12 protein-coding genes and 1 pseudogene are annotated in these 13,070 nt (G+C 62.4%); 9 read left to right on the forward strand and 4 right to left on the reverse strand.

What is annotated here, in order from left to right; genetic code table 11:
• Nucleotides 1-50: 50 nt before the first annotated feature.
• The 3 genes and pseudogenes from L63ED372_RS06365 (at nt 51) to L63ED372_RS06375 (ending at nt 4,460) form a co-directional block, all read left to right on the forward strand.
• Nucleotides 51-1,781: pseudogene (locus L63ED372_RS06365) on the forward strand (FAD-dependent monooxygenase).
• Complete coding sequence (locus L63ED372_RS06370) at nt 1,778-1,969, forward strand: hypothetical protein (RefSeq protein WP_062404456.1); 192 nt, start codon at nt 1,778-1,780, stop codon at nt 1,967-1,969. Before L63ED372_RS06365 ends, L63ED372_RS06370 begins: the two are co-directional and overlap by 4 nt.
• A gap of 118 nt (nt 1,970-2,087) precedes the next feature.
• Entirely contained in the window at nt 2,088-4,460 is a 2,373-nt protein-coding gene (locus L63ED372_RS06375; RefSeq protein WP_062404459.1) for a YgiQ family radical SAM protein, read from the forward strand.
• Between the two features lie 16 nt (nt 4,461-4,476).
• Here the strand turns inward: L63ED372_RS06375 and L63ED372_RS06380 are convergent, their stop codons facing one another.
• Entirely contained in the window at nt 4,477-5,256 is a 780-nt protein-coding gene (locus L63ED372_RS06380; RefSeq protein WP_062404462.1) for a DeoR/GlpR family DNA-binding transcription regulator, read from the reverse strand.
• A 195-nt stretch (nt 5,257-5,451) separates the two neighbouring features.
• Between L63ED372_RS06380 and L63ED372_RS06385 the strand changes: the two genes are divergently transcribed.
• Entirely contained in the window at nt 5,452-7,080 is a 1,629-nt protein-coding gene (locus L63ED372_RS06385; protein ID WP_062404464.1) for a glycerol-3-phosphate dehydrogenase/oxidase, read from the forward strand.
• A 40-nt stretch (nt 7,081-7,120) separates the two neighbouring features.
• Here L63ED372_RS06385 and aroQ read toward each other — a convergent pair whose 3' ends face one another.
• Complete coding sequence (aroQ, locus tag L63ED372_RS06390) at nt 7,121-7,558, reverse strand: type II 3-dehydroquinate dehydratase (protein ID WP_062404467.1); 438 nt, start codon at nt 7,556-7,558, stop codon at nt 7,121-7,123.
• A gap of 100 nt (nt 7,559-7,658) precedes the next feature.
• On the opposite strand from aroQ, the gene L63ED372_RS06395 reads away from it, so the two are divergent.
• The 5 genes from L63ED372_RS06395 to L63ED372_RS06415 are packed head-to-tail and all read left to right on the forward strand — an operon-like array spanning nt 7,659 to nt 10,791.
• Nucleotides 7,659-8,315: a DsbA family oxidoreductase gene (locus L63ED372_RS06395; RefSeq protein ID WP_062404470.1), complete on the forward strand. Its 657-nt coding sequence runs from the start codon at nt 7,659-7,661 to the stop codon at nt 8,313-8,315.
• 10 nt (nt 8,316-8,325) lie between these two features.
• Nucleotides 8,326-8,946 carry a histidine phosphatase family protein gene (locus L63ED372_RS06400; RefSeq protein WP_082431614.1) on the forward strand — a complete coding sequence of 207 codons (621 nt, stop codon included), beginning with the start codon at nt 8,326-8,328 and terminating at the stop codon, nt 8,944-8,946.
• Nucleotides 8,943-9,329 carry a thiol-disulfide oxidoreductase DCC family protein gene (locus L63ED372_RS06405; RefSeq protein WP_062404473.1) on the forward strand — a complete coding sequence of 129 codons (387 nt, stop codon included), beginning with the start codon at nt 8,943-8,945 and terminating at the stop codon, nt 9,327-9,329. Before L63ED372_RS06400 ends, L63ED372_RS06405 begins: the two co-directional genes overlap by 4 nt.
• Before the next feature lie 2 nt (nt 9,330-9,331).
• Nucleotides 9,332-10,096, forward strand: coding sequence for a formylglycine-generating enzyme family protein (locus L63ED372_RS06410; protein ID WP_062404476.1), 765 nt, complete (start codon nt 9,332-9,334; stop codon nt 10,094-10,096).
• Nucleotides 10,096-10,791, forward strand: a complete 696-nt coding sequence (locus L63ED372_RS06415; protein WP_062404480.1) for an SDR family NAD(P)-dependent oxidoreductase — start codon at nt 10,096-10,098, stop codon at nt 10,789-10,791. The genes L63ED372_RS06410 and L63ED372_RS06415 overlap by 1 nt, the downstream gene beginning before the upstream one ends.
• Nucleotides 10,792-10,811: 20 nt before the next feature.
• Here L63ED372_RS06415 and L63ED372_RS06420 read toward each other — a convergent pair whose 3' ends face one another.
• Together L63ED372_RS06420 and L63ED372_RS06425 are read right to left on the reverse strand one after the other, a co-directional pair.
• A complete protein-coding gene (locus tag L63ED372_RS06420) occupies nt 10,812-11,228 on the reverse strand; it encodes a hypothetical protein (protein WP_156343566.1) in 417 nt (138 codons plus the stop codon).
• A gap of 25 nt (nt 11,229-11,253) precedes the next feature.
• Nucleotides 11,254-13,050, reverse strand: a complete 1,797-nt coding sequence (locus L63ED372_RS06425; RefSeq protein ID WP_082431615.1) for an ATP-binding protein — start codon at nt 13,048-13,050, stop codon at nt 11,254-11,256.
• Nucleotides 13,051-13,070: the final 20 nt, after the last annotated feature.

A 13,070-nucleotide genomic window follows, 5' to 3' on the forward strand; every position in this document is an offset into this window, starting at 1 on the left:
GTCTAAACTCACCTTCCACCGACCCTGTCGCGAACCCACCAAGAGCCACCATGCACCAACCGGCCAACACGCCCCGCCGCTCCATTTATTACGACTACTCCGTGCACCAGCCCTGGCTGCCTACTGAGCACCCAGCCCAAGCTTTGCAGCGTGTGGTGATTGCCGGTGGCGGCCCGGTGGGCCTGACGGCGGCACTGGAGTTGGCCCGTTATGGGGTGCCTTGTGTGTTGTTGGAATCGGAGCAGCAAGTGTGCTAGGGCAGCCGCGCCATCGTGTTCACCCGCCGCTCCATGGAAATCCTGCAGCAAGTGGGCGTGTCCCATCGCGTCACGCAAAACGGCTTGCCCTGGCGCTTTGGCAACTCGTTTTACAGGGGCGAGCGTGTTTTTCGCATGGAAGCCCCGCACGACGACAACGACCGCTTTGGCCCCATGATCAACCTGCAGCAGCAGTTTCTGGAGCAGTACCTGGTTGAAGCCTGCGAGGCCAACCCCCTGATTGATCTGCGCTGGGGCAACCGCGTCACCGCAGTGGTGCAGCATACCGACCACGCCCAACTGCAAGTGGACACCCCCGAAGGCCCCTACACCCTGAGCACCGAGTGGCTGGTGGCCTCGGACGGGGCCCGCTCGGGCATCCGCAGCATGCTGGACCTCAAGCTCGAAGGCGCGTCTTACGAAGGCCGGTTTGTCATCGCCGACATCCGCATCGACCTGCCTTTGCCCACCGAGCGTCTGGCCTTTTTTGACCCCGAATGGAACCGCGGCAACACAGTTTTGCTGCACCGCGAGCCTCTGGGGATCTGGCGCGTGGATTACCAACTGCCCGAGGGCGAAACGCCCGAGCAAGCCTTGTCGCCCGAGTCGCTCAAAACCCGCATCAATGCGCAATTGGCGATGATCGGCCACGCCGACAAGCCCTGGGAGATGGACTGGTCCTCGGTGTATTCGGCCCGCACGCTCACCTTGCCCGACTACTTGGTGGGCCGCACCCTGTTTATGGGTGACGCCGCCCATTTGCTGCCCATCTTTGGCGTGCGGGGGGCCAACACCGGATTTCAGGACGCACAGGCTTTGGCCTGGCGGCTGGGGCTGGTTTGCCGGGGGCAGGCCTCCAGCGCCTTGCTGGCCAACTACAGCGCCGAGCGGGTGGGTGCTGCCTGGGAAATCATCGAAGAAGCGGGCAAAAGCACCCGTTTCATGACACCGCCCACACGCGGTTTTCGTTTGCTGCGCGACGCCGTCTTGTCGCTTTCGCTCACCGAGGCCTTTGTGCGCCCGCTCTACCACTGGCGCACCTCGCGCCCTCATGAATACAGCCACTCCAGCCTGAACTGCCGCTTAGACGACAACGCGCAGTTTGCGGCAGGACCCGCGCACGGTGCACCACCGCTCAATGTGCGTCTGGCGCCCGATCAATTTTTGCTGGACCATTTGGGCGGCGGCTTTGATCTGCTGTGGTTTGGCGCAGTCGACACCTTGCCCGCCGATGTGCTGGCCAGCGCGGCCCAATGGCGGGCCAAGGGCTTGCCGCTCAAGATCACTTGCATCACCCAAGAGGGCGACACGGATGCGGGTCTGCAGGCCAGCCCGGCCGATGCGCCCTGGCAACAAGTGCTGTCTGATCCGCAAGGGCGGGCGTACAGCCGTTACGGCGTGACCGCACCCGGTGCTGCTTACCTGTTGCGCCCCGATCAACACATTTGTGCCCGCTGGTTGCGCCTTGATGCCCAGCGCCTGGACGCCGCCCTCGTGCAAGCCACTTCCGGAGAAGCCCCATGAACCCGAACACTGGTCTGGACATTGCCGGTCTGGAAACCACCTACGACCAATTGGCCATGGCCATTGACGCCGCAGGCCCCGAAAAATCCGAACTTTTTTTGGTCAAGCTCGCCTTGCTGGCGGCTCAGGCCTTGGGTGATGCGCCCACCTTTGTCGACTTGATCGCGCGGGCACAAAAAGACCTGTGAACTGGGGGGGCGCCTTGGGGCAGGCCAAAGGGCGTCTTGAACACTGGGCAAATACCCGCGCCAGCTTCAGGCCCAACGCTCAGCCCCTACACTAGCGGGTTATCCCGAATGCTCGCCCATGAACGCCTTTGTCGACGTTTCTTTCTTCCCGCGTGACGCCAAACCGCTGACCAGTTACCGCAAATACTGGGCGCAGCGCTTTGGCACGGCCCCGTTTTTGCCGATGAGCCGCGCCGAAATGACCCAACTGGGTTGGGACAGTTGCGACATTATTCTGGTCACGGGCGATGCTTATGTGGACCACCCGAGTTTTGGCATGGCGGTGATCGGCCGCATGTTAGAAAACCAGGGTTTTCGGGTCGGCATCATCGCCCAGCCCGACTGGACCAGCGCCGAGGCCTTCAAGGCCCTGGGCCAACCCAACTTGTTTTGGGGCGTGACCAGCGGCAACATGGATTCCATGATCAACCGCTACACGGCGGACCGCAAAATCCGCAGCGACGACGCCTACACCCCGGGCGACGTGGGCGGCAAACGGCCCGACCGCGCCGCCATCGTCTACAGCCAGCGCTGCCGCGAAGCTTTTCCTGAAGTGCCGATCGTGCTGGGCGGCATCGAAGGCAGCCTGCGCCGCATCGCGCATTACGACTATTGGAGCGACAAGGTGCGCCGTTCGGTGGTGGTGGACAGCAAGTGCGACTTGCTCTTGTATGGCAACGCCGAGCGTGCGATTGTCGAGATCGCCCACCGCCTGGCTGCCCGCGAGCCCGTGCAGCAGATCACCGACGTGCGCGGCACTGCCTTTGTGCGTCGCGAAACGCCCGAAGGCTGGTTCGAGATCGACTCCACCAGCGTGGACACGCCCGGACACGTCGAGGCGCACATCAACCCGTATTTGATGATCTCGGACCAAGCGCGGGAGCAGGGCGCCACTTGCGCCCGTGAAGAAGAAGCCAAAGAAGTGGCCGAAGGCCACAACGCCAAAAACATCGAGACCGATTTGTCCGCTGCAGTGGCCCAAGCCCGCACGGTGCAGGCTGCCATCCAGCCGCTCACCTTTGTGCCCAACCCTGCGCTGCGTGGCAAAGGCACCCACAAAGTGCCGCCGCGCGACAAAAGCGTGATCCGCCTGCCCAGCTACGAGCAGGTCAAGCAAGACGCCGTGCTCTATGCCCACGCCAACCGCGTGCTGCACTTGGAAACCAACCCCGGCAACGCCCGCTGCCTGGTGCAAGCCCACGGCGAAGGCCACACCGCCCGCGACGTGTGGATCACACCACCGCCCATCCCGCTGACCACGGCCGAGATGGACCATGTGTTCGACCTGCCGTATGCCCGCAGCCCACACCCGCGCTATGCCGACGAGAATGGTAGCCACGACCACGCGACCAAAATCCCCGCGTGGGAAATGATCCGCTTCAGCGTGAACATCATGCGCGGCTGCTTTGGCGGCTGCACCTTTTGCTCCATCACCGAGCACGAAGGCCGCATCATCCAAAGCCGTTCAGAGGAATCCATCATCCGCGAGGTGGAAGACATCCGCGACAAGGTCAAAGGCTTCACCGGCGTCATCTCTGACCTGGGCGGCCCCACGGCCAACATGTACCGCCTGGGCTGCAAGAGCCCCGAGATCGAATCGGCCTGCCGCAAACCCAGCTGCGTGTTCCCTGGCATCTGCCAGAACCTGACCACCGACCACGGCCCGCTGATCAACATGTACCGCCGGGCGCGGAACCTCAAGGGCATCAAGAAAATCTTGATTGGCTCCGGCTTGCGTTACGACTTGGCCGTGCAGTCGCCCGAATACGTGAAAGAGCTGGTGCAACACCATGTGGGCGGCTACCTGAAGATTGCGCCCGAGCACACCGAGGGCGGCCCGTTGTCCAAGATGATGAAACCAGGCATCGGTACCTATGACCGCTTCAAGTCCATGTTTGACAAGTACAGCGAAGAAGTGGGCAAAAAGCAGTTCCTCATCCCGTACTTCATCGCTGCCCACCCGGGCACCAGCGACGAAGACATGATGAACTTGGCCATCTGGCTCAAAAAGAACGGATTCCGCGCTGACCAGGTGCAGACCTTCTACCCCAGCCCCATGGCCACGGCCACGGCCATGTACCACTCCACCCGCAACCCGCTGCGCAAAATCACCCGCGACAGCGAAAAGGTGGACGTGGTCAAAGGCGACAAACGCCGCCGCCTGCACAAAGCTTTTTTGCGCTACCACGACGCCACCAACTGGCCCCTGCTGCGCGAAGCCCTCAAGGCCATGGGCCGGTCAGACCTGATCGGCAACGGCAAGCACCACTTGATCCCCAACTGGCAGCCGCTGGCCGAAGAAGGCTACCAAAGCGCCCGCCGCAAAAACAGCACGGGTGCCGGGGCCAAGTCGTCGGTGTCCTTGTCGACTGCGCCCAAGCGCATGGGGCAGCCCAAAAAAGGCCAACTCCTTACCCAGCACACTGGTTTGCCCCCACGCAAGAAAAGCTGAACCGACTGTTCAGGGTCTAACCCTTAACGGGTGCTTGCGCCACCACACACCGCACCCCCAAGTCCGCCATCAAGCGCTGCTGCGCTGTCGCAGGGGCCCTGTCGGTGAAGAGGGTGTGCACCGCTTTGAGCGGGGCCATTTCGATCATGGCCGGGCGGTCAAATTTGCTGTGGTCGGCCACCAGCCAGACTTGGCGTGACTGGGCCACGATGGCGCGGGCCACCATGACTTCGCGCATGTCGTAATCGCGCAGGGTGCCATCGGCGTCGATGCCGCTGATGCCGATCAGGCCGATGTCCACCTTGAACTGCCGGATGAAGGCCAGCGCGGCTTCACCCACCACGCCCAGGTCTTCGTGCCGCACGGTGCCGCCTGCCACCAGCACGTCGCACTCGGGGTTGGCCGCCAGGATGTGCGCCACATGCAGGTTGTTGGTGATCACGCGCAGGCCTTTGTGCTGCAGCAGCTCGCGGGCCACGGCCTCGACGGTGGTGCCGATGTTCATGAACAGGCTGGCTCCGTTGGGGATGGCCTGGGCCACTTGTCGAGCGATATCTTGTTTGGCTTGTGCCTGGGTGCGCTGGCGCTCGGTGTAGGTGGTGTTGCGTGTGGACGAGTCGACCACCCGCACGCCGCCATGAAATCGCTCGAGCATGGCCGCCTCGGTCAGGCGCTGCAGGTCACGACGCACGGTTTGCAAGGGGATGCCCAGCTGTTCGGCCAAGGTTTCGGTTTTGACGCTGCCGTGTTCGCGCACAGCTTGCAAAAGGGACAGTTGTCGAGGGTTGAGGGCCATGGCAGTCGCGATGAAGACAGTGTCAACAATGGGTTGCTCAGAATAACGTAAAAAGTTAACGGTTAACCGATACAATCAAAAAAAGTCAATATAGAACAACATTTTTCGATCATTTCAGGAAAATTTGTGGAAAATCCAAGCCCATCTTCCAGCGCCGACCCCGTTGTGAAAGCGACGAGCTCCGCTGCCGAACCCATGGATCATTGGGATGTGTTGGTGGTCGGTGGTGGTGCCACGGGCCTGGGGGTGGCCGTGCAGGCGGCGTTGCAAGGCCAGCGCGTGGCGCTGCTGGAGGCGGGCGATTGGGCTTGCGGCACCTCGTCGCGCTCGACCAAGTTGCTGCACGGTGGCGTGCGCTACCTGGCGCAGGGGCACTGGCGGCTGGTGCGCGAGGCCTTGCGCGAACGTGCCACGATTTTGGCCTTGGCCCCGCATTTGGCCCAGCCTTTGTCGTTTGTGGTGCCCGGAGCCAGCTGGCTGTCTTGGGCCTGGACGGGCATGGGCCTGAAGCTTTACCAGTGGCTGTCCGGGCGCTGGAGCTTGGGGCGCACGGTGGCTTTGTCACGTCGCCAGTTGCTGGCGCGTTGCCCGGGCGATGCGGTTGATCGGGTTGGGGGGGGCGCAACACCCGCAGTGGGCGGCCCTGTGCCGCAAAGCATTTGGGTGGCGGGCATGCGCTACTGGGATGCCCAGTTTGAAGACGCACGCCTGGCCCTGGCGCTGGCCAAGACGGCCCGCCGCGCGGGCGCCAGTTTGCACAACCACAGCCGCGTGACGGCCTTGTTGCCCGTGCCGCAGGGCTGGCGCGTACAGTGGCTCGACGAGCGCAGCGGCCAAACCCGCGAAGGACTGGCCCGGTGTGTGGTCAATGCCACGGGGGTCTGGGTCGATGGTTTGCGCCAAATGGCTTTGTCTCCCCACGATGTCACGGCGTCCCCAATCAAGCCGCTGGTCACGCCCAGCCAAGGGGTGCACCTGGTGGTGGCCCGCGAGCGTTTGCCCATTCGCGAAGCGGTGCTGATCCCGAGCACCGCCGATGGGCGTGTCTTGTTTGCCGTGCCTTGGCTGGGGGCGACCGTGATCGGCACCACCGACACCCCCCGCACCGACGCGCCCAAAGAGCCCGTGCCCATGGCCGAGGAGCTGGACTTTTTGTTTCGTGAAGCGCAGCAGTCGCTGGGCGTGAGCTTGAGCCGGGCCGATGTGCTGAGCGTGTGGGTGGGTTTGCGCCCCTTGGTGGTGCAGGGCGCAGCCGATGGGGCAGGTGGCTCGACCAGCACTATGTCGCGCGAACACCTGATCCAGCGTGAAGCCCCGGGTTTTGTGACGGTGACCGGTGGCAAATGGACCACTTACCGCAGCATGGCCGAGCATGTCTTGCAGGTTTTGGCTGAACACGGTGACTTGGCCACAGGGCCCGGCATGGCCCCAAGTCCGGTGAACACCGCGCTGCACCGCTTGGTGGGTGCGCCGCCAGCGGGTGCAGTGCCAAGCTCAGCCTCGGCGGCCTACGCCCGTATCGGCGACGCTCCCGGTTTGCATTTGTGGGGCACCGAGGCTGAGGATGTGTTGCGCCTGCCCGGTGCTGACCGTGATCTGGGCATGGGCCTGAGCGAAGCCATGGTGCGCTTTGCGGCCCGCCAGGAATGGGCTTTGACCGTGGAAGACATGTTGGCCCGCCGTTGGCGTGCGCTGTTCCTGGATGCACGGCAAGCATCACGCATGGCCCCGGCCGTGGCCGTTTTGCTTCAAGAAGAAACCGGGCTTGACCCCCGTCTCGGTGCGTTTTTAGAGCTGTGCCAGCGTTACACCTTGGCCGATTGATACAAGGCCGAGCGCTAGCCCAGCGCGGATGGCCCGCGCTTCAGCCCTGAGCTGCCGAGACAGCGGCCCGCAAACCCAACAGGTAGCTGTCCACACCGAATCCAGCGATTTGGCCTTTGGCAATGTCGGCAATCACCGAGTGGTGACGGAAGGCCTCTCGGGCGTGGATGTTGGACATGTGCACTTCGATGATCGGGCACTTGAGGATGGCCAAGGCGTCGCGGACGCCATAGCTGTAATGCGTCCAAGCCCCGGCATTGATGACCACCGCTTTCACGCCTTCGCCGTGGGCACGGTGGATGCGCTCGGCCATTTCGCCTTCGAAGTTGGTCTGGAAGCACTCGACTTGAGCGCCCAGGGTCTGGCCCAGGGCGGTGAGTTGGGCGTTGATCTCGTCCAGCGTGGTCGTGCCGTACTGGGCCGGGTCGCGTTTGCCGAACATGTTCAGATTGATGCCGTGCAGGACTAGGATGTTCATGGTGGGACTCTATCGCTCAAGGAATCATGGGGATTGGGGGCTTGGTCTGCGATTGTCGGTGATTTGCGGCAATATCCTAGGCGTTGCCTGAAAGCGATCCATGACCACTTTGAAAATTGATTTTGTTTCCGACATTGCCTGTCCCTGGTGCGCCGTGGGCCTGGGTGCCCTCGAACAGGCCTTGGTCCGTCTGGACGGTGAAGTCCAAGCCGATCTGCACTTTCAGCCCTTTGAGCTGAACCCGCACATGCCCCCCGGTGGGCAGGATTTGGGCGAGCATTTGACGCAAAAGTACGGATCGACAGCCGAGCAGCAGGCACAAATTCGCCAGACCATCGCCGCGCGCGGGGCCGAGGTGGGTTTTGAATTCCACCCCGGCGGGCGGGGTCGGGTTTACAACACATTCAACGCCCACCGTTTGCTGCACTGGGCCGAAGGCCAGGGCCATGGGGCGCAACATGCCCTGAAAAAAGCGTTTTTGCAGGCCTATCAAGGCCGCGCCGAGTGTGTGGAAGACCCCGAGGTTTTGCTCGCGGGTGTGGCCGGGGCCGGGCTGGATGTGGCTGCTGCCCGAGAGGTGTTGAACAGCGACGCACACACCGCTGAAGTGCGCGAGCGTCAGCAGTTTTATGCACAAGCAGGCATCCGCTCGGTGCCTGCGGTCATCATCAACGACAGGCACTTGATTTCGGGCGGACAGCCGGTCGAGGTGTTTGAGCAGGCGCTGCGCCGCATCGCCTCGGGTGACGTGAATTGAGGCCTGGGGCATGAATCCTTTCTTTGGTGTTTCTTCTTTGGTGCCGCGTCGCACGGCTTTGGCCCGCTTGGGTGCGGGCCTGATCGCGCCCTTGCTCGCCAGTGAGTCTGGCCTGGTTTTTGCGCAGACCGCACAAAGCGCCTCGCGGGCGCAGTTGCTGGCCGCTTGGCGCCAAGGCGGTGTGCTGTTGATCCGCCATGCCGCGACCGAGTCGGGGCTGGGTGATCCTCCCGGTTTTGTGATCGGGCAGTGCCGCACCCAGCGCAACCTGAGCGATGAGGGCCGCCAAGCCTCACGGGCCTTCGGTGCGTGGTTGCAATCGCAAAACTTCAAGCCCGATGCGGTGCGCAGCAGCCAGTGGTGCCGCTGCCAAGACACAGCGCGTTTGGCGTTTGGGGCTTACGAAGATTGGCCCGCACTCAACAGCACTTTTGCAGGGCAGGGCGACCCGGCAGCCCAGCAACAGGCTTTGCGTGAGCGCCTGTCGGCTCTGCCCGCCGTGCGCACCGAAGTTTGGGTGACACACCAAGTCAATATGACAGGGCTGACCGGCGCCTACCCCGAGATGGGCGAAGGTTTCTTGGTGGATGCACAAGGCCGCTTGAAAGCGCGTGGGCGAGTGGCCGCATGAACGCAACAACACTTCCCTTGCTGACGGTTTATTTCGATGGCTCCTGCCCTTTGTGTCGCGCTGAAATCGCGATTTACCGACGGCTGCCCGAGTCACAGGCCATGGACTGGGTGGATGTGAGTGCCGGACAAGACTTGGGCGGTTTGACGTGCCAAGAGGCCATGGCCCGCTTTCATGTGCGCGACCGCCAAGGCCGCATGTTCAGTGGTGCGGCGGCGTTTTCGCAGATGTGGCGCTTGTTTGCGGGCTGGCGCTGGCTGGGCTGGTTGTCGGCTTGGCCGCCCCTGTCATGGTGTTTCGAAGGCGGTTACCGCTTGTTTTTGAAGGTGCGCCCCCAAATGCAAAAGTGGGTGCGTCGCTGGTCTCAAGGCGAAAGGGTTTGAACATGTTCAATCGCGTGACGTGCAGTGTTTGGCGTGGGGGCTTGCTGTGGGGTGCTGGCGCTCTGATCGCTGGCTTCTCGGGCTTGGCGTTTGCGCAAGTGGGAGACAAGGTGGCTTTGGGCAATTGGTCGATTGACCGCACCGAAGTCACGATTGGCCAGTTTGAGCGCTATGTGCGGGCCACAGGCACCGTGACCCGTGCCGAAAAAGAGGGTGGTGGTTTTGAGTATGTGGGCGGATGGGTTCGCCGTCCTGGCTGGTCGTGGCGCCAACCAGATGGTGTGCAGGCCAGTGCGAATTTGCCTGCGGTGCACTTGGACTTTGCCGAGGCGCAGGCTTATTGCCGCTGGGCAGGGGGCCGCTTGCCCACAGGTGCGGAATGGCAAAAGGCGGGGTTCACCGAGTTGCGCGACAACCCCCCAGCGCCTTGGGTCAAAGGCAAAACATACCCATGGAGCACGGGTGATAGCCCACAAGGCGCCAACACCAGTGATCCAGACCCCTGGCCCCGGGCTGCGCCTGCGGGCGCCACGCGCCAAGGTGTGAACGGCCTCTACGATATGGGTGCCAATGTGTGGGAGTGGACCACCGACGAGCAGGGAGGCCAGCGTCGCACGGTGGGTGGTTCGTGGTGGTACGGTGCTTTCAACATGAAAGCCGATGTGCAGGCTTTCAAAGCCGCTGACGTTTATGTGGTCTACCTCGGCTTTCGCTGTGCCTATGACCTGCCGCTCCAAAACCCCAACGCGAGCAAGACCCCTTCATGATGCAGTCCCTGCCTGAGGGCTACCGCGCGTTGGTGATCGGTGCGAGCGGCGCGATTGGCAGCGCCTTGCTGCAGCAGCTGCAGCATGACCCGCGCTGCGCGGCGGTGATCGGGGTGTCACGCCAAAGCTCGCCAGGGCTGGACTTGTTGAGCGAGGCCAGCATCGCCTCGTGTACAAAGGCGCTGGCAGGGCAAGGGCCTTTTCATTTGGTGGTGGACGCCACGGGGGCGCTCACGGTCAATGGCCGTGGCCCCGAAAAACGGCTGGACGAACTCGACGCCACACACCTGTTGGATGCCCTGCAGCTCAATGCCGTGGGGCCTGGCCTGTTGCTCAAACACATGGCACCCTTGCTGGCGTCGGGGCAGCGGGTGATTTGGGGCAAGCTGTCGGCGCGTGTGGGCAGCATCGAAGACAACCGCAAAGGCGGTTGGTACGGCTACCGCGCCGCCAAGGCTGCGCTCAACATGTTGTTGCAAACCGCAGCCATTGAACTGGCCCGGCGCAGACCCCTGGCCGTGGTGGCGGCTTTGCAGCCAGGCACCGTGCAGTCGGCCCTGAGCCAGCCCTTTGTGGGCAACGATGCGCTGCGCCCCGAAGAATCCGCCCACCGCTTGCTGGCGGTGCTGGACGCCCTGCAGCCCACAGGTCGTGCACAGTTCGTGGACCACCAAGGTCTAAGCATTCCTTGGTGAGCCGCACCCGCCTTGCGCCGTCAGGGCGCGCAGTCGCGCACGGCGTTGCCAATGGAGGCGGGGGAGATGGGGCCTTGTGACACGATGGTGCAGGATGTGGGTGCCAGAAAAACGCAGCCTTCGGGCCATCGGCTTTCAACTTTTTGGCCAAACTCTGTTTGTGCCTGCCCGCACAAGCTGGGTGCGTCTTTGCGCATGACCCATCGCACATGGCTGGGGAGTTTTTTGCGCCAGTTCCATCCCGACTCGCCCACCGAGGCACCAAACTCGTAGCAGTCGGCGGATTCGCTGGGCTTGCCGGGCGAGCTGCCCGGCGACTGCTGGGTTTCCACACTGCACATCTGCGGCAAATCTGAGCCATTGGCCCAGGCGGGTTGTGCCAAGGCCAGCAGAAGAGCGCACAGGCACATCAGGGGACTTGTGATGCGACAACGCATGGGCAAAATGGATCTGTGCAGGGTGTCACGCCACATAAGAAAGCACCCGCTTGATGAGCAAATTGCGGTTGAAGGGTTTGAGCATGCTCTCGTTCATGCCAGACGCCAGGCACCGCTCCAGTTCGTCTTTGTCACCGTTGGCGGTGAGCGCAATGATCGGGGTCGAGCGTTGGGGCTCGGGAAGCTCGGTGCGGATTTTTCGGGTCGCGGTCTGGCCATCCATTTCCGGCATCAGCAGGTCCATCAAAATCACATCAAAGCCCTCGCCATCGCGCACGGCTTCATAGGCTTGGAGGCCGTCCTCCACTTCGGTGATCCGCGCTCGCGGCAAGTGTCGGCGCAGCTGAAGGGAGACAATTTGGCGGTTCAAGGGGTTGTCATCGGCGATCAGGATGCGGATCACTTGGTCGCTGCTGCTGTCTTCCTCGGGTGCAGGCAGGGTGTGGGACGGGGCTTGGCTCAGCGGGCAGGGCAGCAGGACATGGAAGGTGGTGCCCACGCCCAGTTCGCTGTGCAGCCCGATGCTGCCGCCCATGGCTTCGACCAGCCCTTTGGTGATCGACAGGCCCAGCCCATTACCCCCAAAACGACGGGCAATGCTGTCGTCCACCTGCGAAAAGCTTTGATAGACCCGGTGCTGCAAATCCGGCGCAATGCCAATGCCGGTGTCCCGGACCGCCAGCCGCAAGGGCACAGTACCTTGGGGCTCGCCGTCTTCGGCCAGGACGCTGCAATGCAAATCGACCTCACCTTGCGCCGTGAATTTGATGGCGTTGCCGAGCAAATTGACCAAGATCTGAGTCAACCTGTGGCTGTCGCCCTTGACCCATGTGGGCACGTTGGGGTCGATGTGCAGGGTGTACCGCAGGGGTTTGCTTTCTGCGCGGCGCTTGAGCAACTGGAAGGCCGTGTTCAAGGTGTCGTGCAGGTTAAAAGGCTCTTGCACCACCTGAAGCCGTCCGGATTCCATCTGGGCATGGTCCAGCAGGTCGTTGATGATGGTTAGCAGGTGCTCCCCCGATTTCTGGATGTCCTCCATCTTGGTGCGCACCTCAGCATCCAGTTTTTTGTCATGCTGAATCAGGTCGGCCAACCCCAAGATGGCGTTCATCGGGGTGCGCAACTCGTGGCTGACAGAGGCCACGAACAGGTCTTTTTGTTGCTGTGTTTGTTGGAGTTTTTTGGTGAGTTGGCGCAACTGGCGTCGTTGTTGTTGGGTGCGTTGCAGCCGCTCGTTGCGAACGTTGTTCAAGCGAAACAACAACGCCAACTGCATGCCAAAAATCACAATGGCCATCATCAAGTGCCAATGGATCAGGTCCTGCGGCATGATTTGAAGCGCCATTTCGCCGCCCAACAGGGCGTACACATACAAGCCCACAATGAGCAGCCAGCCGGCAGCCAAACCGGCTAAGCGAGCCCGCGGCTTGGTTGCCAGCACTGCGGGCAAAGAGGCCAAAGCAAGCCAGCTGATGGTGGCCGAGTAGATCCCGCCGGTTAGCCAGGTGATGGCAAAGGCCTGAGACAGTGTCAAAACCTGCAAAGCGGTGATCAAGCGGCTGAGCCGCACCCCGGCCATGCGCAACCCCCCCAAGATCACCATGGCCAAGATGCCCAGTGCGTTGGCCAGTAATCCGTCGTGGAACTGCACGCCCCAGGACACCAGGGCAAAAGCGGCATAGCCGATGGTCAGGATCAACAGGAACGAAAAGAACAGCCACTCGCGCTCGTTGTCCATCGGCTGTCGCCACCAGGGACGCAAGAAGCCGAAACCAGAGGTGCTCAGGGTGGGATCAATGGAAGGAGTGGTGGCAGATAACATGATGTTTATATGAATACCAA

Origin of the sequence: Limnohabitans sp. 63ED37-2, from assembly GCF_001412535.1 — a bacterium.
Lineage (GTDB): Bacteria > Pseudomonadota > Gammaproteobacteria > Burkholderiales > Burkholderiaceae_C > Limnohabitans_A.

Excerpts from the sequence above, each read along its gene's own strand:
- L63ED372_RS06395 (WP_062404470.1), top strand. The coding sequence starts at position 7,659 with ATGACCACTTTGAAAATTGATTTTGTTTCCGACATTGCCTGTCCCTGG.
- aroQ (WP_062404467.1), bottom strand. The coding sequence starts at position 7,558 with ATGAACATCCTAGTCCTGCACGGCATCAATCTGAACATGTTCGGCAAA.
- L63ED372_RS06400 (WP_082431614.1), top strand. The coding sequence starts at position 8,326 with ATGAATCCTTTCTTTGGTGTTTCTTCTTTGGTGCCGCGTCGCACGGCT.
- L63ED372_RS06415 (WP_062404480.1), top strand. The coding sequence starts at position 10,096 with ATGCAGTCCCTGCCTGAGGGCTACCGCGCGTTGGTGATCGGTGCGAGC.
- L63ED372_RS06420 (WP_156343566.1), bottom strand. The coding sequence starts at position 11,228 with ATGCGTTGTCGCATCACAAGTCCCCTGATGTGCCTGTGCGCTCTTCTG.
- L63ED372_RS06375 (WP_062404459.1), top strand. The coding sequence starts at position 2,088 with ATGAACGCCTTTGTCGACGTTTCTTTCTTCCCGCGTGACGCCAAACCG.
- L63ED372_RS06385 (WP_062404464.1), top strand. The coding sequence starts at position 5,452 with ATGGATCATTGGGATGTGTTGGTGGTCGGTGGTGGTGCCACGGGCCTG.
- L63ED372_RS06370 (WP_062404456.1), top strand. The coding sequence starts at position 1,778 with ATGAACCCGAACACTGGTCTGGACATTGCCGGTCTGGAAACCACCTAC.
- L63ED372_RS06425 (WP_082431615.1), bottom strand. The coding sequence starts at position 13,050 with ATGTTATCTGCCACCACTCCTTCCATTGATCCCACCCTGAGCACCTCT.
- L63ED372_RS06405 (WP_062404473.1), top strand. The coding sequence starts at position 8,943 with ATGAACGCAACAACACTTCCCTTGCTGACGGTTTATTTCGATGGCTCC.
- L63ED372_RS06410 (WP_062404476.1), top strand. The coding sequence starts at position 9,332 with ATGTTCAATCGCGTGACGTGCAGTGTTTGGCGTGGGGGCTTGCTGTGG.
- L63ED372_RS06380 (WP_062404462.1), bottom strand. The coding sequence starts at position 5,256 with ATGGCCCTCAACCCTCGACAACTGTCCCTTTTGCAAGCTGTGCGCGAA.